Below are 23,684 nucleotides of genomic sequence, written 5' to 3'. Positions count from 1 at the left end.
GCTCCTTTAGAATCTCGTATTCACAGGAGATTGATTGTGCAGTCCAACGAGAATTTGTACGTGGTGCTCGCCTCCGGCTTTCCGGAGGATCGCGGGGCGGTCGCCCTTCAGACTCCCGAGCGAGGTTACTCCTGGGACGATATCGATCGCGGCAGCGCGCGCATCGCCAATGTGCTGCGCATGCTCGCGTGCCCGGGTGCGCGGGTCGCGGTGCAGGTTCACAAGTCCCCAGAAGCCTTGATGCTATACCTCGCGGCCCTGCGGGCGGGGCTGGTCTATCTGCCGCTGAACACGGCTTATCACGAATCTGAAGTCGCCTATTTCCTGGGCGATGCCGAGCCTGCGGTCGTCGTATGCGACAGCGGTAATCTGGAGTGGGTCGAGCGCGTCGCACGGCAGGCGGGGACGGCGCATGTGCTGACTCTGGATGCCGATGCGGGCGGCACCCTGATGGCCGCCGCGGCCGGGCAGGGCGATGCGTTCGTGGCGGTGGCGCGGCAGGCCGGCGACCTTGCGGCAATCCTCTACACCTCGGGCACCACTGGCCGCAGCAAGGGGGCCATGCTTACCCACGGCAATCTGGCATCCAATGCCCTGACCCTGAAGGAGTACTGGGGGTGGCGTCCGGACGATGTCCTGCTGCACATGTTGCCGATCTTCCACATCCACGGCCTGTTCGTCGCCACGCATGGCGCGCTGCTCTCGGGGGCCCGGATGGTGTGGCTGCCCGGGCTGAACATTGACCAGGCGCTGCGCTACCTGCCCGAGTGCACGCTGATGATGGGCGTACCCACCTACTATGTTCGCCTGCTGGGTGATGCGCGTTTCACCCGCGAGCTTTGCGCCGGGGTCCGCCTGTTTGTGTCGGGATCGGCGCCGCTGCTGGAGGATACCTTCCGTGAGTTCGAGGCGCGTATCGGCCCGCGGATCCTCGAGCGCTACGGCATGAGCGAGGCCGGCATGATCACGTCGAACCCTTGCGATCCGGCCTTGGGCGAGCGTATCGCGGGAACTGTCGGCCCGGCGCTGCCGGGGATCGCGGTGCGCGTGGTCGACGATGCCGACCGGTCTGTGGCTGCGGGGGTCACCGGCCATGTGCAGGTGCGCGGCCCCAATGTGTTCGCGGGATACTGGCGCATGCCTGAAAAGACGCAGCAGGAGTTCACCGGCGATGGCTGGTTTCGCACCGGCGATCTGGGCACGCTAGGCGGTGCTGGTATTCCGGATCATTACCTGAGTATTGTCGGCCGCAGCAAAGATCTGATTATTTCTGGTGGATATAATGTATATCCAAAAGAGATCGAGATCATCCTCGACGACATGTCCGGCGTCCAGGAATCCGCCGTTATCGGTGTGCCACACAAGGATTTTGGCGAGGCCGTGGTCGCCGTCGTGGTGCCCCGTCAGGGCGCTTCGATCGACGTGCCCGCCATGCTCGCCGGGTTGAAGGCCGAACTGGCCAATTTCAAGGTTCCCAAGCAGATTCACGTGGTCGACTCGCTGCCGCGAAACACCATGGGCAAGGTGCAAAAGAACGTGCTGCGGCAGCGATATGGATAGGGACATTGTGCATTCTCCCGTGCGCGAGTTGGCGCGCCGGGTCTCGAGCGGCTCCCTGAGCGCGGTGGATGTTGCATCCGCGTTCGCCGAGCGCGTCGAGGCGCGCGCCTCGGTTCACGCCTGGGCATACTTCGACCGTGAGGCGGTAATGAGCCAGGCACGGGCGATCGACGCGCGCGGCGGCGTGCTCCCCCTGGCGGGCGTGCCTATTGGCGTCAAGGACCTGATGGATACCTTCGACATGCCGACCGCCTATGGCTCGCCGATCTATGCCGGCCATGCGCCGAGCCGGGACGCGGCCTGCGTCGCCCAGAGCCGGCGGTTGGGCGCTGTGGTGATGGGCAAGACCACCACGACCGAGTTTGCGGCGTTCCAGCCAGGGCCTACGAGCAATCCACGCAGTCCCGCGGGTGTCTTGCACACGCCGGGCGGCTCATCCAGCGGATCGGCCGCAGCGGTGGCCGCGGGCATGGTGCCCCTCGCCCTGGGTACTCAGACCGCGGGTTCGATCGTGCGGCCGGCGGCCTTCTGCGGGGTGGTGGGCTACAAGCCCACCCTAGGCATGATTTCGGGGGTGGGGATCAAGGCGCTTGCGCCCAGCCTGGACACGGTTGGGGTGCTGGCCCGGCGGGTCGAGGACGCCGCCTGGTTCGTCGCAGCGCTGACCCGCTGGACGCTGGACCCGCAGCCGCTGCAGGGCCTGCGCGTCGGGGTCTGCCACACGCCATACTGGGATTTTGCGGACGCCGACACGCGCCGGGTTCTCGAAGAAGGGATCCGCCACTTTGAACGGATGGGGGCAAGGGTCTCGGACGCCGTCTTGCCCGCGGCCTCGGGCGGCCTGAACGAGGCCCAGGTGATGATCATGAACTACGAGGCCGCGGCGGCATTCGAAGCCGAGTCGCGGAGTGAGGCCGGAGGATTCAGCTCCTCCTTTGCGCATCTGCTGGGTCAGGGGGCTCGGGTCGCCGGCGAGAGCTATGCGCAGGCCCGTCGGCTGGCGGCGTCTTTGCGCGGCGATCTGGCGCGGGTGTTCGGATCGTTCGACGTGCTGCTCGCGCCAAGCACCCCCGGAGAGGCGCCGCGTGGCCTCGAATTCACGGGCGATCCGGTCTTCAACCGAATGTGGAGCCTGCTTGGCAATCCCTGTGTCCATGTGCCGATCGGCGCGGGGGCGACCGGTATGCCTGTGGGAGTCACAGTCGTGGGGGCACTGCATGAGGACGCCCGGATGCTCTCGGCGGCCTGGATGCTCGAGCGCGTGGCGCTTGCGCCATGATCCGGCGCATGGCAGTGTAGGGCCGGTGTCCGGTCCTTATTCGTCTGTCTATCCCTGTTTCTGACCGTTACGCACACTGTCTGCAAGGCAACCTATAGTGCGGGGCATGGAGCCTCGATTCTGGCTTTCGTATGACCAGGAGGGTCGAACGGCATGTCATCGCCAAGAATGTCCATTCGAACGCACGGCCGCTACGGAGCGGTGCTGTTGCTCGCCCTGCTGGTTTCGGGATGCTCGTCGGTCGAGTCGATGTTCTCGGAGCGCGGCGGAAACGAGTGCCAATGGAACCGCAGCCGGTGCCTCTACGAGGGGGCGTACGAGCCTGGGGAACGGGACTATGCTGAGCAGGAAGCAAGACGGCTGAATCAGGCGGCGCTCGACAGGTTGCGACGCGGCGCCGGCGGCTAAGCACCCTCCAGCGCCAAAAAAGCACAAGGGCTTACAGACCAAAATCTGTAAGCCCTTGACGTGTATGGCGCGGCTGGCAGGATTCGAACCCACGACCCCTTGGTTCGTAGCCAAGTACTCTATCCAACTGAGCTACAGCCGCAAAAGAGGCGTAACTATAGCATGCTTTTTTCGCCATGTCATGTCGGTTGCGGCCCAATCGGACACCGTTCGTTCATCTGCGGAGAGCCTTGCAGCCGAGCCTCAGGCGAGCTCCCGCCATTCCCCCGCGCCGTTGGGCAGCGCCCACGCGCGGGTCCTCGGCGTCCGGCGCAGCACGCCGTGGATGGCAGGTTCGGACATTACCGAGAATGCGGTGGATAGCGCGTCGGCGGTGGCGGCCTCGGGGGCCAGGACCGAGACGCTACGGTGGCGTGGGCGGGCCTCGCCCGTGTGCGGGTCGAACAGGTGGGTGTAGCGACCGGACCTGTCCAGGAGGGTACCCACGCCGCTCGAGGTGGCCAGCGCCTGGTTGCGCAGTTCGACGGTCCGCAGGGGACTTCCCGGGGCCTCGGGGTCGGCCAGGCCGGCTCGCCAGGGGGGCGCGACTCCCGTTCGGTCCAGGCCCCGGATCTCGCCCATATCGACCAGGGCGCGGTCCAGGCCGGCGTCGCGCAGCAACTCGGTCACGCGATCGGTGATGTAGCCCTGGGCGATGCCATTGAGTGTCAAGGCCATGCCCGGCCGGCCGAGGCGCACCGTGCGACCCTCGAGGTGAATGGCGGTATAGTCGACCCGCTCGAGGGTCTGGGCGAGAACCCGCGCATCGGGCGTCCAGGCCGGGTTCCGGGACAGGCCTTCGGCGTACAAGGTCCACAGCGGCTGGACGCTGGGATCGAAGGCGCCGCCGCTCAGGGCGCCAATGTGGGCGGACAGCTCGAGGATGCGCAGCATGTCGCTGGGCGCCTCATCGAGCCGGCCATCGCGGTTGAGGCGCGCGAGGACGCTGTCTTCGCGGTACAGACTGAAGACCTGCTCCAGGCGGTGCACTTCCGCGATCGATCGCTGGATCAGGTCTCGCGCGAACCGGCGGTCCGGATGATAGATGCGCAGCTCGGCGTCCGCGCCCAGGGCGATGCCGCGCCAGGTCTCGGGCTCGGGCGCGGCGGGCATGGCGGCGGCGCGCCGCGCGGCCCAGGGCACGGCACCGAGGGCCGAGCAGGCGGCGAGAATGCCGATGAAGCGGCGGCGTACAGGCGAGGGGCTCATGATGATGCTCCGACGGACGCGTGGCCCACATGGGGGTTCTGGGGGGCGGTCGCGGCGTCGCCTAGGATGTAGTCTTCGGGCATGTCTTCGAATCTCACCACGCGGCCACCATGGCGGCGCCCGGACGCCTGGGCGTCCTCTTCGTGGAGAAAAGGCAGGGCATCGGGTGCGCCCATGCCGCCGATGGCGCCACCCTCGATCAGGTAGTAGGCCTCGCGCGCGTCGATCCAGGCGTCGCTCGGGGGCGATCCGCCCGCTGGCGCGCGCCCCATGTCCTGCACGTAGATGGCGCGGATGGCCTTGGGCTCCTCGGGCAGCAAGGTATAGGCAAAAACCTGGCGGATGGTGGTAAACCATACGGGCTGCGATGTGTCGCGCAGCAGGATCTGGCCCTTGGGTCCGGTGTGCTCGTCGAGGTTCATTCCGCAATAGTGCCCCACGGCTTCGGAGGTGATGGCGTGTGGCGCCGGAGGCGGCTGGGTGGCGTCGTTCCCGCCACAACCCGCCAGTAGTAGGACGAGGGTCAGGGTGGCGGGCGCGAAGAGGCGCCTGGAGGCATTTTTCATAGGGACTTCCTCTTGAAGCTCAGGGCGGCCAGGGCAAAAGGCACGGCGATCCAGAGAAGCTGGGCCAGCAGCAGCGTGGGCATCGACAGTTTGGCCTGCTGGCTCAGCCCCGCCATGCCGGCGAACATGGCGATATTCTCGTAGCCGGTCAGGTTCATCAGGCGGTAGACGTCGGTGGGATTGAGCAACAGCAGGATATTGAGCAGCGGCGCGGTGATGATCCTGCCTTGGTCGGCCACCAGAACGCCAAGCAAGGCCATGTCGTAGATCACGACCAGAAACAGCCAGACGCCGATGGCGATCCCGGCCGCGGTCGCGCGCTCGCGGACCAGGGTGCTGATGAGGTAGCCCAGGGACAGGAAGCCGGCGCCCAGCAGAATGCTCGCGGCGATCAGGAGCGCGAACGGCGTCCAGGCCGAAAAGTCCAGTCCGCCGTGGGCCAGCTGCAGCGCGATCCCCGCCAGACCGTAGCCGCCGGTCGTGGCCAGCGCCAGAATGGACAGATGGCCGCAGAACTTGCCGACGATCACCTGCCAGCGGGCGACCGGGTAGCTGAGCAGCAGGTTCATGGTGCCGCGGTCGATCTCGCCCACGATGGCGTCGTAGGACAGCAGCATGGCGATCAGTGGTACCAGAAAGATCGACAGGCTCGAGAGGCTGACCACGGTCACCGTCAGGGGGTCCACTTTGACGGTGCCGGTGGGGGTGCTGCCTAGAAAGCCCAGTGAGAGCGCGAACATGGCCAGCAGCAGCGTGACGGCCAGGACCCAGCGGTTGCGCAGGCCATCGCGGATTTCCTTGCGGATGATGATGAGGATGGCGTTCATGAGTCGTCCCTGCGAAGGAAGTGGGCGTACATCTCGTCGAGGCCCGGGGTCTCGATCTCGAGGTCCTCGAGGCCTTCGAGGGCTTGCGCCCCGCGCAGCTCGGCGAGTTTGTCGCGTTCGGCGCAGCTGCGCTCGAGCCGCGTGGGCCCGAGGCGCCGCCAGCCGGGCGGGACCTGGTTCGGGCCGTCGGCACGCAGCGTCACGCGGATGCGCACCGGCAAGTCGGCGCTGCGCCGCAGCTCGCCCATCGTGCCGTCGGCGATCTTGCGGCCCTCGCGCATCACGACCACCCGGTCGGCCTGGCCCTCGAGTTCTGCCAGGGCGTGTGTGCTCAGCAGGATGCCGGCCCCCGCCTCGCGCAGCTCACGCACGATTTCGTAAAACAGCAGGCGCGAGGCCGGATCCAGGCCGGTGGTGGGTTCGTCCAACAGCAGGACGCGGGGTCCGCCCAGCAGCGCCTGCGCGAGCGCGAGCCGCTGGCGCATGCCCTTTGAATAGCCGCCCACCCGGCGGTCGGCGGCCTGGGCAATGCCCACGCGCGCGAGCAGCGCGCCGTTGCCATCGGTCGGCAGGCCCTTGAGGCGGGCGTAGAAGGCGAGGGTCTCGGCGCCGGTCAGCGAGGGGTGCAGGGCCACGGTCTCGGGCAGGTAGCCGACGTGGCGGCGGCTGCGCGCCGCGCCGCGGCTCGTCGCCGGGTGTCCCAGCAGCGACACCTCGCCCGCGTCGGGATGGATGAGGCCGAGGATCAGTTTGATGAGGGTGCTCTTGCCGGCGCCGTTGTGGCCGGTCAGCACGACGCATTCGCCCGGATGCACGGCCAGCGTGACGCCGTCCACCGCGCGCTGGCGGCCGTAGATCTTGCTGGCGTCCCGGAGCTGGAGATGGGGCGCGGTCATGGCAGGTCCTTGAGTTTTTCCCAGGTGGCCGTGCGCGGCATGGCCATCAGGGGCGCGCTGTCGATCACGCCGCCGGGCAGGATCGCCGGGAATTGTGATTGGGCCCAGCGCACGATGGAGACGGCGGGGCTGTTGAGCAGCAGGCGCGCGCCCGGCGCGCGCCACAGCACTTGGTCGATGATGCTGTTGGGACGGTAGGCGGTGTCGCCGATGCCGTCGCCATCCAGGTCGAAGGCGCTGTGGTCGCTCCAGTAATTGCCGCGCCCATCGGCGGACCATTCGAGGTAGCGCGTACCGACGTACTTGACCTGGTTCTGGTTGTCCGCAAAGACGTTGGCGCTGATGACGTTGCCCTGGGCACCGGCCGTGTAGTGCACGCCGATCTGGCAGTTGTGGAAGTGGTTGTGCGCGATGCGGTTGAAATTGGCGTTATAGATGAAGACGCATTTTTCAGCGCGGTCGATCACATTGCCCTCGATCGTGGATTTGTTGGCGGCATTGAGCATCAGGCCCTGGTGAGCGCTGTCGATGGCGATGTTGTCGGTGACGACGAGATTTTCCGAGAACATGATGGCGTAGGCGATCTCGTTGCCCACCGATATATTGCCGCTGACCTCGCTGTCGTTGGTGTACATGTAGTGCACCGCATAGCGCAGCCGGCTGAAGCGGTTGCCTCGAAAAAGATTCTGGCGGCTGTTGTTTGAAAAAATGCCGTCGCGGCCTTCTGAGATGTCGTTGTCCAGGACCCGCGAGCCCGGTGCGTTCCACACCGTGATGCCGTTGCCGCGCTCGTTGACGCGCAGGCCGGTGTTGCCGACGATGCGGTTGCCGCGCACCAGTGCATCCCGGGCGCCCCACAGGTAGACGCCGACAGAGTTGTCGATGATGTCGTTGTCCTCGATCCGCGCGCGTTCGGCGGTCTTGTCGAGGAACACGCCCGCGTCCATGTCGGGTAGGCTCAGGCCCGAATGACGGATGGTCAGATGCCGCAGCGCGACGTCGGCCGACTGGATCCACACCGTGCGGCCCGTGCGTTCCCCGATGAGGCGGGCGGACCGGTCCTGCGGACCGAGCAGCGTCAGTGGCTTGTCGATCACGATGTTGCCGGGGTAGTCGCCTGGCGCGAGGCGCAGGATGTCGCCCGGCGCCGCCGCCGTGATCGCCGCCCTCAGGTCGTGGCCTGGGGCGACGTCGATCTGGGCGGCGTGCGCGCTCCAGGCCGCCATGAGGGCGGCCAGGCCCAGCTGGGTGCCGAGTCCGAAGGACGCACGCGTCATGGCGGCTTAGGCCTTCTTCGGCAGGACGTTCATCTGTCCGGCCATTTCCATGTGCAGGGCATGGCAGAACCACTGGCAGTAGTACCAGTGCACGCCCGGGCGTGAGGCCGTGAAGGTGATCGAGGCCGTCGCTTGCGGTCCGATCTCCATGGCCAGGCCGTAGCCCTCGAGCGTGAAGCCGTGCGTCAAGTCCTCGATCACCTCCATATTGGTGACGATCACGGTGACTTCGTCGCCTTGGTTGACGTCGAACTTGGGCACGCTGAAGATCGGCGCCACAGCCACCATGTAGACGCGCACCTTGTTGCCGTCGCGGATGACGTTGGCCGCGCTCTCGAGGGTGACACCGTCCTTGGCGGCCATCTCGCGCACGTCGGCCCACATCGGGTCGTCACGCTTCCAGATGTGCGCCGGACGGACCTTTGAGCGGTGCACCAGCAGCATGTCGTGCGGCTCGGCGAAGCTCGGGCCATCGTGCACGAGCTTCATCTCGTCGCCCGAAATGTCGATGAGCTGGTCGTTCTCGGGCTTGAGCGGACCCACGTTCAGGAAGCGGTCCTTGGAGAACTTGTTCAGCGACACCAGCCACTTGCCGTCGGCCTCCTTGGTCTCGCCCATGGTGCTGTGGTTGTGGCCGGGCTGGTAGTGCACGTCGAGCTTCTGAACGATCGGATCGACGTTTTCGCCCGCATAGGCGCGCCTGGCTTTGTCGATGTTCCACTTGACCATCTGGCTGTCGATGAACAGGGTCGTATAGGCGTTGCCGCGGCCATCAAAGGCGGTGTGCAGGGGCCCCAGGCCTAGTTGCGGCTCGGCCACGACCACGTCGCGCTCTTTGATCTTGCCGGCGAACAGGTCATCGAGCTTGCGCACGTCGATGACCGTGACCGTGGGCGAGAGCTTGCCGTTGAAAACGACGTGGATGCCGTCGGGCGCGGCGTTGCAGCCGTGCGGCGAGTTGGGCACGGGGATATAGCGGGTGTATTTCGAACCGTGGCGGCCATCGACCACCGGCACGCCGTTCATTTCCTTGTAGTCGCCGCTCTTGACGGCCTGCTCGATGGCCTTGATGTCGAACACCACGGCCCAGTCCTGCTCGTTGGAGGACATGTCGGTGACGTTCAGGCCCTTTTCCGAGTTGTAGCAGGTCGCGAAGGAGTACTTGCCTTGGTAATCGGCATCGCCGTTGTCCAGGTTGCCGTCGACCAGGACCTGCCAGGCGACCTTCATGGTGTCGCCGTCGAGCGCCGTGTAGACCGCCCAGTAATTGTCCTTGGGATTGTCCAGAACCGTGCCGTCGTTGGGCAGGGGCACGATGTGCTCGCCGTTGGCGAAGACGTAGCCGGTGCGCGGATAGCGCTGCGGACGCAGACCGTGGATACCGGAGGCGTTGGGGATTTCAGTGATCTTGTCGGTCTTCATCACGTCGCAGCGGATGCGGGCCACCCGATTGTTGGCCTTGTCGTTGATGAAGATGTAGCGGCCGTCGTAGGTCGCGTCGGTGAAGGACATGTGCGGGTGGTGCGCGTCGCCGTTCGGGAATACGCCGCCGATGGACTTCACGTACTCGAGCGTGTCGGGCTGTAGGCCTTCGGTGAGGATCCTGCGGCTTTCGTTGGTACGGCCCCAGCCTGTGGCGCTGCACATATTGAACACCGGGATGCGCATCAGCTCGCGCATCGATGGCAGGCCCAGGATGCGGACCTCGCCCGACTGACCCCCTGAGTTGAAGGCATAGTATTCGTCCAGTTCGCCGGGTTCGACATGGGCCTTCAGGCCACCCGAGGCCTTGTCCTTGGCGGTGGCTGGCAGGTGCGAGCCTGCGATCAGGCCGGCGGCGCCCGAGGCCGCTGCGGTGCCGAGGAAGTTCCGGCGACTCAGGCCGGGCTTCTCAGGATTGTGGTCAGACATGGTGCTCTCCCTGGGTTTGCATAGCCTCGGGCGGACGGCTGCCCGCCTCTCCCAGGCTATGGGTTCGATGAAACTGGCTGGCCGTCGCCGGGTTGGCGAGGGCGTACGGTGGGGCTGCGGCGCGCAATGGTCTCGCCCGGTATCGCCGCGCCTGCCGCTGCCGGCGGCGCTTTACGCCGCTGCAGCTTGGCGTTCTTTTGCAGCAGGTGCGGGCATTTCTGTTCGTGGTGGTACAGCATCTGGCAGTGCAGGCACTGGATGCACTCGTTGGGATTGATGTCCCCCTCGGGGGCGATGGCTTGTACCGGGCAGTCCACTGCGCAGCGCTGGCAGGGGTTGCCGCACATTTTGTAGCGGCGCAGCCAGTCGAAGATGCGCAGCCGCGCCGGGATGGCCAGCGCGGCGCCTAGGGGGCACAGGTAGCGGCAGTAAAAACGCTCGATGAACAGTCCGGCCACCAGCAGCGCCGCGGCGAAGACCACGAAGGGCCAGTCGCGGACGAACTTGAGGATGATGGCGGTCTTGAAGGGCTCGATCTCGGCGAGTTGCTCGGCCAGCCCCAGCTCGTAGAGCGAGTAGCCAAACAGCACGAGGAAAATCACGTACTTGAGGCCCGCCAGACGCGTGTTGACGCCGTGCGGAACTTTGATTTGGGGCACGTGCAGCCGCCGCGCGATCTTGTTGGTGAGCTCTTGCAGCGCCCCGAACGGGCAGAGCCAGCCGCAGAAGGCACCCCGGTTCCAGAACACCAGCGATATCGCGGTGGCCACCCACAGGATGAACACTACGGGATCCATCAAGAAGTATTCCCAACGAAAATCGGAGCGCAGGGCGGTGGTGAATGTCAGCACATTGACCACCGAGAGCTGAGCCTGGGCGTACCAGCCGATCCACACCAGGCTGAAGGCGAGAAAGGCCAGGCGGAAGCGCTCGTAGAACACCTCGCGCTTGGTGAGTTGGTCCTGAAAAAAGAACACCCCCACGAGCAGCAGCAGGGCGGCCAGCACGGTGGCGACTTGACCAGTCTTGGCGCGCCAGATCTGTTTCCACAGCGCGGGCGCGGTCTCGGCCGCGTCGCGGGCGGCGCTCTGGGCGTCGTCCTCCAGCGAGGCCGCCGCGTCGGTGGCGCCGGATGCCGGGACCTGCTGAGCGGCCGGCCGGGTGTAGGCGTCGGGCAGGGCGTAGTTCAGATTGAAGGTCACGAAGGCCTTTTCCTTGACACTGATCACGCGTTGCACCAGGAGCTGCAGGCGCCAGGGCTCGACAGCGTCCAAGGTGGCGCTGGCGGGCACGGTGAACAGGGCGATTTCCTTGAACGACGGGGCCCCCGCGGCCATCAGATCGGCCAGTCGCTGATGGTCCAGGTCGGTGAAGTGGAAGCTGCCGTCCTGCTGGATCACTTCGATGCGATCGAAGATGCCGCCGCGCACGTAGCCCGAGCCCTTGAAGGAATAGGGGCCGTTGCCGGCGACCAGGATCGCCTGCTGCCCGGGCTTGAGGTGGTCGCGCAGATAGGCCCACTCCACGTCGCCCAACAGGCTGCGGCCGATCGAGGGCACGCTGACCAGCGCGGCATACAGATCGATGAAGGTGTCGTCCGGTTGGCCCGCTTCGGGGCGCTCGATCGCGCCCTGGCGGCCGGTGTCGGCAAAGGTCCGGTTGACCGCGTCGACCGTCAGGCGCATCTGCGCCACGGCGCCGGTTTGCAGCAACTGGTCCCAGGACTGGATCTCGTCCAGCGCGGTATTGACCTCGCGGCGCGGCCGGGGCGGGGCCTCGGCCTGGCCGGCCAGACCGATCCGGTACTGGCGCGCGACGGACAAGGCCGAGCGGGTGATGCTGTCGCCGATCACCATCAGGGTGACGGTCGCGCCGCTGATGATGTCGACCGGTGGCGGGGCGCCGGGGCGCGGTGGCGCCTTCACGTAATTCAGGCCAACGTAGCCTCGGATGAAGGCTTCGACTTTGGATTCGGGGATGCCGATGAGGACGATGGGCTCGTGGTGCTCGACCAGCCGCGCGCCCACGATCTCACCCTCGAGCGACAGGCCGACCAGGGTGTCGATGGGTTTGCTGGAATAGCCACGCGTATTGACGATGTCGCTCGTGAGATAGACGTAGCCCAGCATGCGTTCGCCCGCGTAGGCTCGGGCGACAGTGGGTTTGCCCTCTGGCGGGCCCAAGCGGTCGGCGCCTGGGAAAATGTCCGCCGGCACGATGGTTTGCAGGAAGTCGCCAAGGCGCGATGCCGCGTGGGCGGGCGCGGTGCACAGGCCCAGGGACAGGACTGCGATTGCCGCGGCCTGTGCCAGCCGGCGGCCGCAACGGAGGAGAAACCTGGGAAAGCAACGCATGGACCACCATCGAAATGCATCGTCGATGTGCCATGGTAGATAATAGGGGATAACCCTAGATTGATCTAGATCAAAAGATTTTGGCGAACCCGTCTGTTTTTATGCGTATTGTTGAAAATATGCGACGATGCCGCTAGATCAGTACTAAATCAGTTCTATATCGATGGTGTTTCGTGTGTGCCCGGATATGGGGTCGGTATTTCCGACCCGATCCTCAGTGCCTGCGCTTGCCCGGTGCACGGCTGACACAGGGGTGTCCGTCCGCATAGAACCGCAGCGGCTTGGCCGCCCATTCGCCCGCGTAGTCCACGCCGATCCGGGGGCCGCGCGCGATGTCGTAGCCCAGGCTCAGGCCATCGTCGGCCAGATACAGGCTGTCGCTGCACAAGTCCTGGCCGTAATGCGCCAGACTGATGCCCAATGCCTTGCACAGGCGTCCCGGGCCGTTGGTGGCGCAGGGCAATGTCGTGACCGGCTCGAGTGCGCGCAGCAGCACCGCCGTGCCGCTGCCCTCGGGGCCGGCCACCACATTCATGCAGTGGTGCATGCCATAGACCAGATAGACGTAGGCGTGGCCGGGCGGGCCGAACATCGCGCGGGTGCGTGGGGTCGGGCCGCGCGCCGTATGGGCTGCCAGATCGCCGGGCCCCAGATAAGCCTCGACCTCGACGATGCGGCCGATGCGCGCGTCGTCGGCAACGTGGTGGACGAGAAGCTTGCCGATGAGGGCCTGAGCCAGGCTCACCGCGTCGCGGTCGTAGAAGTCGTGACGCAGCTTTTCCAGGCTTGCGGTCTTCATGGCCGCGCCACCGCTCGCGCCAGGCGGTCGAGCAGACGGGCCTTGTCCGCCTGCGGCAGGAAACTCGCCTGGAGGCTGTTGGCCGCCAGGGTCGCCAGCTCGTCGCGGTCCAGGTCCAGCGCCGTGGCGCTGGCGGTGTAATTGTCCAGGACGTAGCCGCCGAAATAGGCGGGGTCGTCCGAGTTCAGCGTCACCATGACGCCCGCGCGTAGCAGCCGGGCCAGATTGTGCCGGCGCAGATCGTCGACCACGCCCAGTTTGAGGTTTGACAAGGGGCATACCGTCAGCGGGATGCGTCGTCGAATCAGCTCGGCCAGCAGCGCCGGGTCCTCGCTGGCACGTACGCCGTGGTCGATGCGCTCGACGCCCAGCGTCTCGAGGGCGCCGCGCACGTATTCAGGCGGACCCTCCTCGCCCGCGTGGGCCACTCGTCGAAAGCCCAGTTCCGCGCAGCGTGCGTAGACGCGTGCGAATTTCTCTGGAGGATTGCCGTGCTCGGCGGAATCCAGGCCTATGCCGATCCAAAGGTCGGCGTAGGCTTCGCGCAGCGGCAGGGCCTGCTCGAGTGTGCGCAGGGCGTCCTCCTCGGGCAGGTGGCGCAGGAAGCTCAGCAAGAGGCGGCTGGTCAGGCCGAGGGTGTCGCGTGCCTCGCGCAGGGCCGAGGCCAGGCCCGCGAACACGGTTTCGATCGGAACGCCGCGCGCGGTGTGCGTCTGCGGATCGAACATGATTTCCGCATGGACGACGCCGTCGGCGTGCGCCCGCGCCAGGTAGGCGGCGGCCAGATCGTGGAAGTCCCGCTGGGTACGCAATACGCCGGCTCCGGCATAGTACAGGTCGAGAAAGGATTGCAGGTCGGCGAAATGGTAGGCGCTGCGCAGCGCCTGCGCGTCGGCATAGGGCAGGCGTATGCCATTGCGTGAGGCCAGCTCGAACATCAGCTCGGGCTCGAGCGTGCCTTCGATGTGCAGGTGCAGCTCGGCCTTGGGCAGGGCGCGCAGCCAGTCGCGCAGCGCGGCCGGGTCCTCGGTGGAATCGGTGGGCATGGCATATCCGGTGAAAGACCTGCCCCTATTATAGGCACGGCGGGGGTGTCCGGATTCAGCCCGGCGCGGCCCGCCAGGCCGCCACGGCGAGAACCGCCCAAGCGGCGATCATGAGGGCGCCGCCCACGGGGGTGATGGCGCCCAGCACGCGCACGCCCGAGAGGGTCAACGCATACAGGCTGCCGCTAAACACCAGGACGCCGCCCAGCATCAGTCCGGCGGCCCAGGTGGCCAGACCGGCGTCCAGCGAGCGGGCGAGCGCGGCGAGCAGCAGCAGGCCCAGACCGTGGATCAATTGGTACAGCACGGCGGTCTTCCAGACCTCGAGCAGGTCGGGGGACACGATGCGTCTGAGGCCGTGCGCACCGAAAGCACCCGCCGCGACGCCCAGCGCGAGGAGGAGCGCGCCGGCAATGAGCATGGTCCGGATCGACATGGGGGAATCTCCGTGAAAGGGTGGATGGATGGTTCGGGCGGGGGCGCTTCCGGTCTCCAGGCGGACCGGGCGCGCGGGGCCGGCCCGCGTGCCGCCTGATTGTATCCCCCAGTGGCCTTGCGGCGATGGTCCCGACGGGCGTTCGCAGGTAGACTGGGAGTGTCCGAGGGTATCGGACGGACCCTGATGGAGGTGACCATGTCACTGGATGGCGAGGGGCCGCGCACGCAGCAGGTCGACAACCAGGTTCCCGACCTGGCCGACTACAACCTGTACCTGAGCGACGCTGCTTTGCGCGAAGGGGTGAGGCGAGAGGGTGCGGGCGCCGAGGAGCCCGGGCTCGAGGCCTATGGCGCGCTGCTGGGCCACGGCGAGACATTGGCGCTCGCCCGCGAGGTCAATCGGCACGGCCCCGAACTACGGGCCTACGACCGCAGGGGGGTGCGCGTCGACCAGGTCGTTTTCCACCCCGGATGGGCGGATTTCATGGGCATGGCGTTTACCCAGGGCATGCATTGCAGCGCCTGGTCGCAACCCGGCCCCGGGGCCCATGTGGCCCGCGCCGCGCGCTACCTGATGCATGGCCAGGTCGAGGCCGGGTCGCTGTGTCCGACCACCATGACCTCGGCGGCCATCCCCCTGCTGGCCTGCGAGCCGTGGTTCGCGGCCCTGCGGCCCCTGCTGTATTCACGCCGCTTCGACGGCCGTGATCGCCCGCTGGCGGACAAGGCCTCCATGATGGTCGGGATGGGCATGACCGAGCGGCAGGGCGGTTCGGACTTGCGCAGCAGCACCAGCCTCGCCCTGGCGGTTGGCGAGGGGGACGGCTGGTATCGTTTGAGCGGGCACAAGTGGTTCTTGTCCTCGCCCATGTCCGATGCGCATTTGGTTCTGGCGCGCGACGAGGAGGGCCATGGCTGCTTTTATGTGCCTCGTTGGCGCGAGGACGGTCGCCGCAACGGCATGCACATCCAGCGCCTCAAGGACAAACTGGGCAACCGCTCGAACGCCAGCGTCGAGGTCGAATTCGATGGTGTCATGGGCCGCCGGGTGGGGCCGGTGGGGCGTGGCATCCGCACGCTCGTCGAGATGGCCTCCTATACGCGCCTGGATTGCGTTCTGGGCAGCGCCGCGCTGCTGCGCCAGGCGGTGGTCCAGGCTATCCACCATGCCCGCCATCGCAGTGCCTTCGGGCGGCCGCTGATCGCCCAGCCCCTCATGCGCCAGGTCCTGGCGGACCTCGCCCTCGAATCCGAGGCGGCCACCGCGTTGGCCCTGCGCCTTGCGCGGGCCTTCGACGCGCCCGTGGACGAGGACGAGCATGCCCTGCGCCGCCTCTTGACGCCGGCCGCCAAGTTCTGGATCTGCAAGCGCACGATCGAGGCGGCGGGCGAGTGCATGGAGGTCTGGGGCGGCAACGGCTACATCGAGGACGGCCCGATGGCCCGCCTGTATCGCGAGGCGCCGGTCAATTCCATCTGGGAGGGCTCGGGCAATGTAATGTGCCTGGACGTGTTGCGCGCGGCTCGCCATGCCCCGGACGCTGTGGGCCGGGCAGTGTCCGGCATGGCGGCGGCGCATCCGGGCGAGACAGCGGTCCAGGCGGCTGCCCAGCGCCTGCTCGAGGCCTGGCGGCGTCCCGAGGACGAACAGCAGGCGGCGGCCCGTTATACTGCGCAGGATTTGGTCCTGCTGGTGCAGGCCGACCTGCTGCTGCGCCATGCGCCGGACTGGCTGGCGCGCGCCTTCGTCGACAGTCGCCTGGGCGGCGGGGGCGGACGCGTGTACGGCGCCCAGGCGGCGATGCTGGCCTCGGATGCCTTGCTGCGGCGGGCCTGGCCGGATTAACGACGGGGTGATGAAAGGCATGAGGATACGGAGCCGGGGGCCGGTCGGGCGGAAGATTCGCTGGCGGGCGGCGGGATGGCTACTGGCGGTGGCCTTTGCCGTGGGCCTTGGGGCGACGGCCTTCGGGCTGGGTGTCGAGGGTGCGACGCCGGCGCAGACCTATTCGCTGACGGGCCGGGTGGTCAGCGTGTCCGATGGCGATACGCTGACCTTGCTCGTGGGCCGTGCGCGCGAGCGCATCCGCCTCGCCAGCATCGATGCGCCCGAGACTTCGCATGGGCGGGATCGCCCCGGGCAGCCCTTTGGCCAAGCCGCGCGCAAGGCCCTGGCCGAGCAGATTGCCGGCGGCACCTACACCCTCGCGTGCTACGAGCGCGACCGCTACGAACGGCATGTCTGCGATCTGCCGCTGGGTGGGGGTGAGACCGCCAGCCGGCGGCTGGTCGCTGCGGGCATGGCCTGGGCCAATATGCAGGGCGGTGGAAAATATATGCGTGATGCCGTCCTGCCGGGGCTGCAGGACAAGGCCCGCGCCCAGCGCCTGGGCCTGTGGGCGCGACCGGACGCGGTCGCGCCCTGGGAATGGCGGTGGCGCTGCTGGGCGGCCCTTGAATCCGGCGCGGCCACCCCCATTTGCTGATCATGGCACTCAAAGTATTCGACCTTTCGTGTGAGCACGATCATCTCTTCGAAGGCTGGTTCGCCTCGCTGGAAAGCTATGAGGGCCAGGCCTCGCGGGGGCTCGTGCGCTGTCCCATCTGCCAGAGCTCGCAGATCACTCGTCGCGTCTCGGCCCCGCACCTGAATGTCAGCCACCTGAAAGCCCAGCGCGAGGATGTCGCGCCGCCGGCGGCGCCTTCTGGGGCGCGGGCCACGGTCATGGCGCCCTCGGGCGGGCAATTGGCCCAGTTGCAGGCCGAGGTGCTGCGCCATATTCGCCGGATCGTCAGCCAGTCCGATGATGTCGGCGCGCGCTTTGCCGACGAGGCGCGGCGCATGCACGAGGGCGAGATCGAGCATCGCGCGATCCGCGGCACCGCCACGGCCGAGGAATGCCAGGAGCTGCTCGAGGATGGGGTTTCGATCATGCCCATCCCCGACATCCTCGACGACGACCGCCTGCAGTAGGCGAGCGCCAGGCGGGTGATGCCGGCCGACTGGATATCAGGTGGGCCTGCCTGTGCCGGACTCGAGGCCGTCCTTCAAGGACTCGAGTTCTTTTGTTTGGTGCCTTCGGACTTACATCACGCGGCTGCGGTACTCGTTGGTGCGCGTGTCGATTTCGATCTTGTCGCCGATGTTGCAGAACAGCGGCACGGCGAGCTCGTAGCCGGTGTTGATCTTGGCGGGCTTGAGGACCTTGCCCGACGTGTCGCCCTTGACGGCCGGCTCGGTGTACGAGATCTCGCGCACGATGATCGTGGGCAGCTCGACCGAGATGGCGCGGCCTTCGTAGAAGACAACCTCGACGGTCATGCCTTCCTCGAGGTAGTTCAGCGCCTCGCCCATGCTGTCGGCCTCGACCTCGTGCTGGTTGTATTCCTCGTCCATGAACACGTACATCGGGTCGGCGAAATAGGAATAGGTGCATTCCTTGTTGTCGGGCACGACCTGTTCGAATTTTTCGTCGGCCTTGTAGACGGACTCGCTGGCGCTGCCGGACAGCAGGTTCTTGAATTTGAGTTTGACGACGGCGGAGTTGCGGCCCGACTTGTTGTATTCGGCCTTTTGGACGACCAAGGGATCGCTGCCGACCATGACGACGTTGCCGACGCGCAATTCTTGTGCGGTTTTCATAGGGGAAAGGACTCCGGGGTGATCTGCCCCGTGGGGTGCGGAGCACGGCTGACAAATATTAACTCTCTATTCTAACTCGTTTGGCGACACCGCATGCAAAACGCCAACAAATTCTGGGCCAGATCCGTGTGCGCCGACAGCGCGTCCGACCATTGCCGGCTGCGCTGGGACCAGGCCTCGAATCTCGGTGCCGCTAGGGCCTCCACCAGGGCTTGTGCGCAGGCCGCGTCGTCGTGGCCGTTCCAGGCGCGCACCGCGTCGGCGGCGGCCGGTGGCAGCGCCGCGAGCGCCAGCCAGGCCTCCAGTTTGTCGAGATGCGCGTCGTCGGCTTGGGGGTAGATGTGCCAGAGCAGCGGGGTGCCCGCCCAGAGGGCGCGCACCAGAGAGTCCTCGCCGCGCACAAGGTTCAGGTCGCAGCACCACAGCAACTCGTCGAAGCGCTGTTGAGGCACGAAAGGGACAGCCTGCACGTGCAGGCTGTCCTCGTCGGCCAGGCCGTCGGGCAGCGCGCCCGGCGCCAGCAGCAGAGTGGGGCGGGGATCGGTCGCGAGCGCGCGCCGCAGGCCCGCCAGAGGGGCGTCGGGATAGCAAAATAGCAGGACCACCCGGGCCTCGTCGGCCAGGTCGCCGAAATCCCGGCCGGTCAGGGCGTGCAAACGGTGCCGCCGGCTGATCATCCGCGCGGCATCGCGCCGGGCGATCAGCCCGGGCTCGCGCAGCAGCCCGCCGGTGCCTGGGGCAAAACCGGGAAAGAAAAAATACTTGGGAACTCCGTTGGCTTGGGGCGAGGGCAGGCCGTGACAGCCCCGCACCCAGTCCTCGGCGCTGAGGTACTCGAGATTGATCCAGAGGCAGCCGCGACCCGCCATGGCGCTCAGGTAGGCTGCGGGCGGCGTGCAGGCAAAGGCCTCAACGACGACGCCGTCCGCGGGCGGCAGGGCCGTTTCGGCGCCCGCCCAGGGCAGGACGCGGACGCCCGCCATCGTCTGGTCTGTCGACGAGGCGTCGATCTCGGGCAGGATCCGCGCCAGCGGCGCCAGGTCATCGATCCAGAGCCTGACGGCGTGGCCCGCGGCGGCGAGCTGGGCGGCGAGACGCCAGCAGACGCCGGCGTCTCCGAGGTTGTCGATCACCCGGCAGAACACGTCGAAGGCCGGTCGGGTCATCGGAGCGATGCCTCCTGGCGGTCTTGGCGGACCTTAATGGAAATGCATGGGCTCCGGGTCGATTTCCTCGGGCAGCTCGGGATGCTGCATTTCACCCAGCATATTGGGGAAGTAAGGGGTGCCGCAGTCGTCACAGAATTCGAGCGCCTGCACGCCCGGCAGGCGGCGAACGTCCTGGATGCCTTCCTCGCGCAGCAGCGCGGCGATCTCTTCCCAGGTGTTGACCTGCCCGTCGGCGCCGGGCTCTGGCGAGGCCTCCTCGCGGCTCAGGGCCGGCCAGACACAGCCATAGATGACGTCGTTGTTCTCGCGTGTGCAGAACCCGACCCGGTATTCCTCGATGCTTTGCTCCCCGCAGGCGACGATGGCCGCGCGCAGATCCTTGGCGGGGATGTGTCCGGCGGTCTGCAGCCAGGTCACGGCGGCCTTGATCGAGAGCGGGCGGATGCGCTGGTCGGCCAGGCGGGTGCTGGTGTAGTAGGCCTCGGGCTGCAGATACTCGACCTGGCAGCCTGTGAACGCCGGATCCAGGAGCCGGGCGCAATTCGCGCCCCAGCGGATCGAGGATTCCTCGCGCAGCTCGCCGGGGCGCTCGGCGCGGGCATCCTGCCACCGGAATAGCGGCTCGCCCTCGGGGACCGCGATCGCCCCCACGAGGAACAGCACGTCGGCGAGCAGATTGTCGGGTTGCTCGGCATCGCCCTGGACCGGCGCGCCTTGGCCACTGCCCAGGGCGCGCAGCGCGAGGCTTTGGGTCCAGGCGCGGGTCTCGTGGAAGGATTGCGGCAGGCGCTCGAAGCGGACCAGCTCGGGCAGCAGCGCCAGGTGCGCGCCTGGCGCCGCGATGGAGTCGGCCAGCAGGGCTTCCAGTTCGCGCGTCTGTGACGCGATCAGCCCGCCCTCAGGCAGCTTGTAGCGCGTCCAGGCCAGGATGGGGGCGGAAAACAGCAGGGCGTCCCAGGTCTGGCCCTGGTGCGTGAATCGCAGGGATTCCGAGCGGTTCTCGGCCTGTTCGACCAGGACCTCGTAGGCCTGCGACTGGGCGTCCATGAGGTGGTCGAGGGCGGATTCGACGGTGCGTCCGGGCTTGCCCGAAAGCGCGCGGTCCAGCAGGACGCCGATCTGGCGTTCCCAATACTCGTCCTCGATGCGGCTGCCCGAGCGCGCCAGCGCGTCGGCCAAGGCGATCAGGGACCGGGAGGGGCGGGAGAGGTGGGTGTGACGAGAGGTGGAGGCCATGACGTGCGGACGAAGAGCTACAGCTCACTAGTGTACCGCCATCCCCGCATAAGCGCCGGCGGTGCCGGGGGTGCGGTCATTGACCGCAGAGGGGCCTTCTGAATATAGATGATGCCTGGGTGTCGTTCGAGATGCAATGAGTAGCGTCAGTTTTCCTGGTCTGCATGCAGCTGGACTGGATCACAATAAGAGGAGTAAGGGTAAATGCGGCATGGCTTGCTGACCGGTTACACTGCTGGAGTATCCCCCGCCATCGGTGGCACATTGGATATATCTACTTCGGTGCCAATGAATCTGCGACTCTCCAAGCTTTTGCCGCCACTTTCCCCAGCCGCACTCTTGGTGCGTAATCGGCTTGGAATTGGCTCGGGGCTCTTCCCAGCAGCCAAGCTGATCGTGGTGCATGCTCCGGCAGGATTCGGAAAGACGACGCTTTTGGCTCAGTGGCGAGAGCAACTGCAAAATAACAAAACCGCCACGGCTTGGATTACGCTCGATGAAGCCGACAATGATCCGGCGCGCTTTCTGGGCTATCTTGTCGCGGCGTTGGCACCGATCGTGCCGGAGCTTGGCCAGGAATCCATACTTGGTTCCTATGGTCCTGATCAAGTGAGGAGTTTTCTTGGGATTGTGACTGAGCTGATCGACTCTCTGGCAAATCTCGAGGTGCCTTTTGTTCTCTTCCTGGATGATTTCGAGTACATTACAGACGAGCGCGTTCTGGAAGCGGTCCGTCGGCTTGCTGACCAACTCCCCATGCATCAACAGATTGTCATTGGTTCTCGACGCGCACCTGAGGTTGGCTTCGCCCGTCTGCGCGTAAGAGGTCTGGCGATTGAGTTCTCGATGGGTGCCTTACGATTCTCGGAGGACGAGACGCGGGAGTTTTTCCGCACCACCAGAGGGCTTGCACTCTCTGACCATGAGGTGCATATACTCCAGAAAGATACTGAAGGTTGGGTCGTGGCCCTGCAGCTTGTCGCGCTTTCTCTCGCGGCTGGGCAGAGTGCAGGGTCGCTGCTGGATGCGCTCAGCACCAGCTCGGCAGGTATCACAGATTATCTGGCGGATGACGTCTTTTCTCGCCAGTCTGAGGATATTCGCCTTTTTTTGCTGGAAACCTGCATTCTCAATCAACTTTCCGCCCCGCTTTGCGATATGGTGACTGGTCGGCAGGACAGCCTTTTTCTGCTCGAACAGATTGAGCGATCGAACCTCTTTCTCATGCCGCTAGACAGCGAGCGCACGCGCTTTCGCTACCATAGTGTGTTTGCGGAATTTCTGCGAGGCCGATTGTTGCGTACGCATAGCTTAGACGCTTCCGCGCTACATCGTAGAGCCTCGGCTTGGCATGCTGAGCAAGGCTGGTGGATTTCTTCGGTGCGCCATGCTCTCACTACTGGTGATATGGACTATGCGGCGCAGCGTATGGAACAGGGCGTTGACGAAACGCTTCACGCCGGGCGTATGGCGACGATCGCTGGATGGATCGATTCGCTACCCGCCGAGATTCTTCGGACGCGCATCGCACTCGAAATCAAGTACGCCTGGGCTTTGATCTTTCTCTACCGCTATGCAGAGGCGCAAACGCGCCTTGAGTCGTTGGCGCTTAGATTGGCGGCATCAGATGGTGGAAAACAGTGTCACGCCGACGATCTGCGGGCAATGCGGGTTGTGCTATTGGGTTTCACAGATCACTTTGAGGATGCCTATACCATGGGAGTCGAGGAACTCCCGCGCATCTCGAACGATGGCCCGTTTGGCCGGGCTATCGTCGCAAGCGCTATGGCCTATGCAACCATCGCCTCGGGTCGCTTCGCCGAAACGACCCCGCTTCTCGATATCGTCCGGGAAAGCCATCAGCGCACTAATAGCGCGGTCGGTCTTATCCACCACCAGCTTCTGACCGGGATGGCAGAGCTTGCGCAAGGGCGTTTGCATGCGGCGTTGCGGCATTTCACGGGCGCGTCCATCGTGCCCGAGGGGATGAGTCCAAACTCCCAGGGCCCAGTCGCTGCTGCCGTTTATCTAGCTGACGCGATGTACGAAACGAACCAGATCGGTGACAGCGAGAAACACCTGCTTTGTCACCTGGAGGGCATCACCGAAAGCGGCATGTGGGATTTCCTGATCCAAAGCCATCGCACTCTGACGCTAATTCACCGTGCCAGGCAGGATTGGGACGGTGCGCACAAATGGGTTGACGCGCTTGAGCGCCTGGGGCAGAAGCGCGAGGTTTCTCGTATCGTTGCTTCTGCGCGTCTTTTGCGGGCGAGGCTCGCGATCGATAGCGGCGACCTCAACTATGCTGAACAGCAAATTGAATTGGCAGAGGCGGGAGCCGACTGGTTGCGCTACGAAGATTGGCGTCCCTTCGCCAACGAGCATTTAATGCCCTCCTACGTTCGGTGCCGCCTCATGCTGGCCCAGGGCGAGTATCATGCCGCTCAAGCGAGGCTTAAGCTCCTGCTGCGGCAAGCTGAAGCCAAGCAACGCTCGCACCGCGCTTTGCTCATCAGGGTACTTTTGGTCAAGGCGACAGTGCTTTCGGGAGACGAGGCGGCTGCCATCGAAATTCTGGGTGAAGTCGTTTCGCTGGCCATGCGCGAAGGCTATCGTCGGACGCTACTGGACGAAGGTGAGCCGATTACCCGCATCTTGTGTCGTATCCATGCCGAGAAAATTCTCGAAGAACCGAGACGCCTTGATGAGCATCGCAATCAAGGTGGTCGACCTGGTGCCTCGAGCATTGGGGTGCGAGTCCCATTCACGGACTCCTTCAATATCAGAGAGCAGTTTTCAAGCCGGGAGATGCAAGTGCTGTATCTCGTCGCACAGGGGTTCTCTAATCAGATGGTTGCGGATCGCTTATTCTTGTCTGAAGCGACGATCAAGTTCCATCTACGGAACATCAACGCCAAGACAGGCGCCAAGAATCGCGTTCAGGCTGTCGCTATTGCGCGCCGTCTGGGCTTGCTTAGCTAGCTCTCAAGTCATTTGAACTTGAGCGGTAATTGGCGGATATTT

The 23,684-nt window shown here is 65.7% G+C and carries 20 protein-coding genes and 1 tRNA gene; 7 read left to right on the top strand and 14 right to left on the bottom strand.

What is annotated here, in order from left to right:
* Positions 1–36 precede the first annotated feature (36 nt).
* The 3 genes from ABS761_RS06200 (at position 37) to ABS761_RS06190 (ending at position 3,247) form a co-directional block, all read left to right on the top strand.
* On the top strand, positions 37–1,560 hold the full coding sequence (locus ABS761_RS06200; RefSeq protein ID WP_350407252.1) for a malonate--CoA ligase: 1,524 nt from the start codon (positions 37–39) through the stop codon (positions 1,558–1,560).
* The gene (locus tag ABS761_RS06195) at positions 1,553–2,839 is read left to right on the top strand and encodes an amidase (protein ID WP_350407251.1); all 1,287 of its coding nucleotides are present in this window, start codon (positions 1,553–1,555) and stop codon (positions 2,837–2,839) included. The genes ABS761_RS06200 and ABS761_RS06195 overlap by 8 nt, the downstream gene beginning before the upstream one ends.
* Positions 2,840–3,007: 168 nt before the next feature.
* Positions 3,008–3,247, top strand: coding sequence for a hypothetical protein (locus tag ABS761_RS06190; RefSeq protein WP_350407275.1), 240 nt, complete (start codon positions 3,008–3,010; stop codon positions 3,245–3,247).
* Between the two features lie 65 nt (positions 3,248–3,312).
* Here ABS761_RS06190 and ABS761_RS06185 read toward each other — a convergent pair.
* The 11 genes from ABS761_RS06185 to ABS761_RS06135 form a co-directional block, all read right to left on the bottom strand.
* A tRNA-Arg gene (locus ABS761_RS06185) sits at positions 3,313–3,389 on the bottom strand.
* Positions 3,390–3,490: 101 nt separating this feature from the next.
* Positions 3,491–4,495, bottom strand: a complete 1,005-nt coding sequence (locus tag ABS761_RS06180) for an FAD:protein FMN transferase (RefSeq protein ID WP_350407250.1) — start codon at positions 4,493–4,495, stop codon at positions 3,491–3,493.
* Entirely contained in the window at positions 4,492–5,061 is a 570-nt protein-coding gene (locus tag ABS761_RS06175; protein WP_350407249.1) for a nitrous oxide reductase accessory protein NosL, read from the bottom strand. Before ABS761_RS06175 ends, ABS761_RS06180 begins: the two co-directional genes overlap by 4 nt.
* On the bottom strand, positions 5,058–5,888 hold the full coding sequence (locus ABS761_RS06170) for an ABC transporter permease (protein ID WP_350407248.1): 831 nt from the start codon (positions 5,886–5,888) through the stop codon (positions 5,058–5,060). The genes ABS761_RS06175 and ABS761_RS06170 overlap by 4 nt, the downstream gene beginning before the upstream one ends.
* A complete protein-coding gene (locus tag ABS761_RS06165; protein ID WP_350407247.1) occupies positions 5,885–6,784 on the bottom strand; it encodes an ABC transporter ATP-binding protein in 900 nt (299 codons plus the stop codon). Before ABS761_RS06165 ends, ABS761_RS06170 begins: the two co-directional genes overlap by 4 nt.
* Positions 6,781–8,061: a nitrous oxide reductase family maturation protein NosD gene (locus ABS761_RS06160; RefSeq protein ID WP_350407246.1), complete on the bottom strand. Its 1,281-nt coding sequence runs from the start codon at positions 8,059–8,061 to the stop codon at positions 6,781–6,783. Before ABS761_RS06160 ends, ABS761_RS06165 begins: the two co-directional genes overlap by 4 nt.
* A 6-nt stretch (positions 8,062–8,067) precedes the next feature.
* Positions 8,068–9,972, bottom strand: a complete 1,905-nt coding sequence (gene nosZ, locus ABS761_RS06155; RefSeq protein ID WP_350407245.1) for a TAT-dependent nitrous-oxide reductase — start codon at positions 9,970–9,972, stop codon at positions 8,068–8,070.
* Positions 9,973–10,028: 56 nt separating this feature from the next.
* The gene (locus ABS761_RS06150; RefSeq protein WP_350407244.1) at positions 10,029–12,326 is read right to left on the bottom strand and encodes a 4Fe-4S binding protein; all 2,298 of its coding nucleotides are present in this window, start codon (positions 12,324–12,326) and stop codon (positions 10,029–10,031) included.
* A gap of 214 nt (positions 12,327–12,540) precedes the next feature.
* Complete coding sequence (locus ABS761_RS06145) at positions 12,541–13,125, bottom strand: DNA-3-methyladenine glycosylase (protein ID WP_350407243.1); 585 nt, start codon at positions 13,123–13,125, stop codon at positions 12,541–12,543.
* Complete coding sequence (locus ABS761_RS06140) at positions 13,122–14,171, bottom strand: adenosine deaminase (RefSeq protein WP_350407242.1); 1,050 nt, start codon at positions 14,169–14,171, stop codon at positions 13,122–13,124. The genes ABS761_RS06145 and ABS761_RS06140 overlap by 4 nt, the downstream gene beginning before the upstream one ends.
* A gap of 55 nt (positions 14,172–14,226) precedes the next feature.
* On the bottom strand, positions 14,227–14,607 hold the full coding sequence (locus ABS761_RS06135; RefSeq protein ID WP_350407241.1) for a DUF423 domain-containing protein: 381 nt from the start codon (positions 14,605–14,607) through the stop codon (positions 14,227–14,229).
* Between the two features lie 198 nt (positions 14,608–14,805).
* Between ABS761_RS06135 and ABS761_RS06130 the strand changes: the two genes are divergently transcribed.
* The 3 genes from ABS761_RS06130 to ABS761_RS06120 are packed head-to-tail and all read left to right on the top strand — an operon-like array spanning position 14,806 to position 17,583.
* The gene (locus ABS761_RS06130) at positions 14,806–16,455 is read left to right on the top strand and encodes an acyl-CoA dehydrogenase family protein (RefSeq protein ID WP_350407240.1); all 1,650 of its coding nucleotides are present in this window, start codon (positions 14,806–14,808) and stop codon (positions 16,453–16,455) included.
* 19 nt (positions 16,456–16,474) lie between these two features.
* The gene (locus ABS761_RS06125; protein ID WP_350407239.1) at positions 16,475–17,095 is read left to right on the top strand and encodes a thermonuclease family protein; all 621 of its coding nucleotides are present in this window, start codon (positions 16,475–16,477) and stop codon (positions 17,093–17,095) included.
* A 2-nt stretch (positions 17,096–17,097) separates the two neighbouring features.
* Entirely contained in the window at positions 17,098–17,583 is a 486-nt protein-coding gene (locus ABS761_RS06120; RefSeq protein WP_350407238.1) for a DUF1178 family protein, read from the top strand.
* A 111-nt stretch (positions 17,584–17,694) separates the two neighbouring features.
* Here ABS761_RS06120 and efp read toward each other — a convergent pair whose 3' ends face one another.
* The 3 genes from efp to ABS761_RS06105 all read right to left on the bottom strand — a co-directional run bounded on the left by efp (position 17,695) and on the right by ABS761_RS06105 (position 20,657).
* Positions 17,695–18,252, bottom strand: coding sequence for an elongation factor P (gene efp / locus ABS761_RS06115; protein ID WP_350407237.1), 558 nt, complete (start codon positions 18,250–18,252; stop codon positions 17,695–17,697).
* A 71-nt stretch (positions 18,253–18,323) separates the two neighbouring features.
* Positions 18,324–19,418, bottom strand: a complete 1,095-nt coding sequence (earP, locus tag ABS761_RS06110; RefSeq protein WP_350407236.1) for an elongation factor P maturation arginine rhamnosyltransferase EarP — start codon at positions 19,416–19,418, stop codon at positions 18,324–18,326.
* A gap of 33 nt (positions 19,419–19,451) precedes the next feature.
* A complete protein-coding gene (locus ABS761_RS06105; protein WP_350407235.1) occupies positions 19,452–20,657 on the bottom strand; it encodes a DUF2863 family protein in 1,206 nt (401 codons plus the stop codon).
* A gap of 204 nt (positions 20,658–20,861) precedes the next feature.
* Here ABS761_RS06105 and ABS761_RS06100 point away from each other — a divergent pair, with 204 nt between their 5' ends.
* The gene (locus tag ABS761_RS06100) at positions 20,862–23,642 is read left to right on the top strand and encodes a winged helix-turn-helix domain-containing protein (protein WP_350407234.1); all 2,781 of its coding nucleotides are present in this window, start codon (positions 20,862–20,864) and stop codon (positions 23,640–23,642) included.
* The last annotated feature ends 42 nt before the right edge of the window (positions 23,643–23,684 follow it).

The organism is Castellaniella sp. GW247-6E4, assembly GCF_040276065.1.
GTDB lineage: Bacteria > Pseudomonadota > Gammaproteobacteria > Burkholderiales > Burkholderiaceae_B > Castellaniella.
Note: the sequence above shows the minus strand (reverse complement) of the source record. Positions and strands in the feature narration are given on the sequence as shown.

What these genes read in the sequence shown, in the direction of transcription:
- ABS761_RS06195 (WP_350407251.1), top strand. Translation starts at nt 1,553, where the DNA reads ATGGATAGGGACATTGTGCATTCTCCCGTGCGCGAGTTGGCGCGCCGG.
- ABS761_RS06190 (WP_350407275.1), top strand. Translation starts at nt 3,008, where the DNA reads ATGTCCATTCGAACGCACGGCCGCTACGGAGCGGTGCTGTTGCTCGCC.
- ABS761_RS06180 (WP_350407250.1), bottom strand. Translation starts at nt 4,495, where the DNA reads ATGAGCCCCTCGCCTGTACGCCGCCGCTTCATCGGCATTCTCGCCGCC.
- ABS761_RS06175 (WP_350407249.1), bottom strand. Translation starts at nt 5,061, where the DNA reads ATGAAAAATGCCTCCAGGCGCCTCTTCGCGCCCGCCACCCTGACCCTC.
- ABS761_RS06170 (WP_350407248.1), bottom strand. Translation starts at nt 5,888, where the DNA reads ATGAACGCCATCCTCATCATCATCCGCAAGGAAATCCGCGATGGCCTG.
- ABS761_RS06165 (WP_350407247.1), bottom strand. Translation starts at nt 6,784, where the DNA reads ATGACCGCGCCCCATCTCCAGCTCCGGGACGCCAGCAAGATCTACGGC.
- ABS761_RS06160 (WP_350407246.1), bottom strand. Translation starts at nt 8,061, where the DNA reads ATGACGCGTGCGTCCTTCGGACTCGGCACCCAGCTGGGCCTGGCCGCC.
- nosZ (WP_350407245.1), bottom strand. Translation starts at nt 9,972, where the DNA reads ATGTCTGACCACAATCCTGAGAAGCCCGGCCTGAGTCGCCGGAACTTC.
- ABS761_RS06150 (WP_350407244.1), bottom strand. Translation starts at nt 12,326, where the DNA reads ATGCGTTGCTTTCCCAGGTTTCTCCTCCGTTGCGGCCGCCGGCTGGCA.
- ABS761_RS06145 (WP_350407243.1), bottom strand. Translation starts at nt 13,125, where the DNA reads ATGAAGACCGCAAGCCTGGAAAAGCTGCGTCACGACTTCTACGACCGC.
- ABS761_RS06140 (WP_350407242.1), bottom strand. Translation starts at nt 14,171, where the DNA reads ATGCCCACCGATTCCACCGAGGACCCGGCCGCGCTGCGCGACTGGCTG.
- ABS761_RS06135 (WP_350407241.1), bottom strand. Translation starts at nt 14,607, where the DNA reads ATGTCGATCCGGACCATGCTCATTGCCGGCGCGCTCCTCCTCGCGCTG.
- ABS761_RS06130 (WP_350407240.1), top strand. Translation starts at nt 14,806, where the DNA reads ATGTCACTGGATGGCGAGGGGCCGCGCACGCAGCAGGTCGACAACCAG.
- ABS761_RS06125 (WP_350407239.1), top strand. Translation starts at nt 16,475, where the DNA reads ATGAGGATACGGAGCCGGGGGCCGGTCGGGCGGAAGATTCGCTGGCGG.
- ABS761_RS06120 (WP_350407238.1), top strand. Translation starts at nt 17,098, where the DNA reads ATGGCACTCAAAGTATTCGACCTTTCGTGTGAGCACGATCATCTCTTC.
- efp (WP_350407237.1), bottom strand. Translation starts at nt 18,252, where the DNA reads ATGAAAACCGCACAAGAATTGCGCGTCGGCAACGTCGTCATGGTCGGC.
- earP (WP_350407236.1), bottom strand. Translation starts at nt 19,418, where the DNA reads ATGACCCGACCGGCCTTCGACGTGTTCTGCCGGGTGATCGACAACCTC.
- ABS761_RS06105 (WP_350407235.1), bottom strand. Translation starts at nt 20,657, where the DNA reads ATGGCCTCCACCTCTCGTCACACCCACCTCTCCCGCCCCTCCCGGTCC.
- ABS761_RS06100 (WP_350407234.1), top strand. Translation starts at nt 20,862, where the DNA reads ATGCGGCATGGCTTGCTGACCGGTTACACTGCTGGAGTATCCCCCGCC.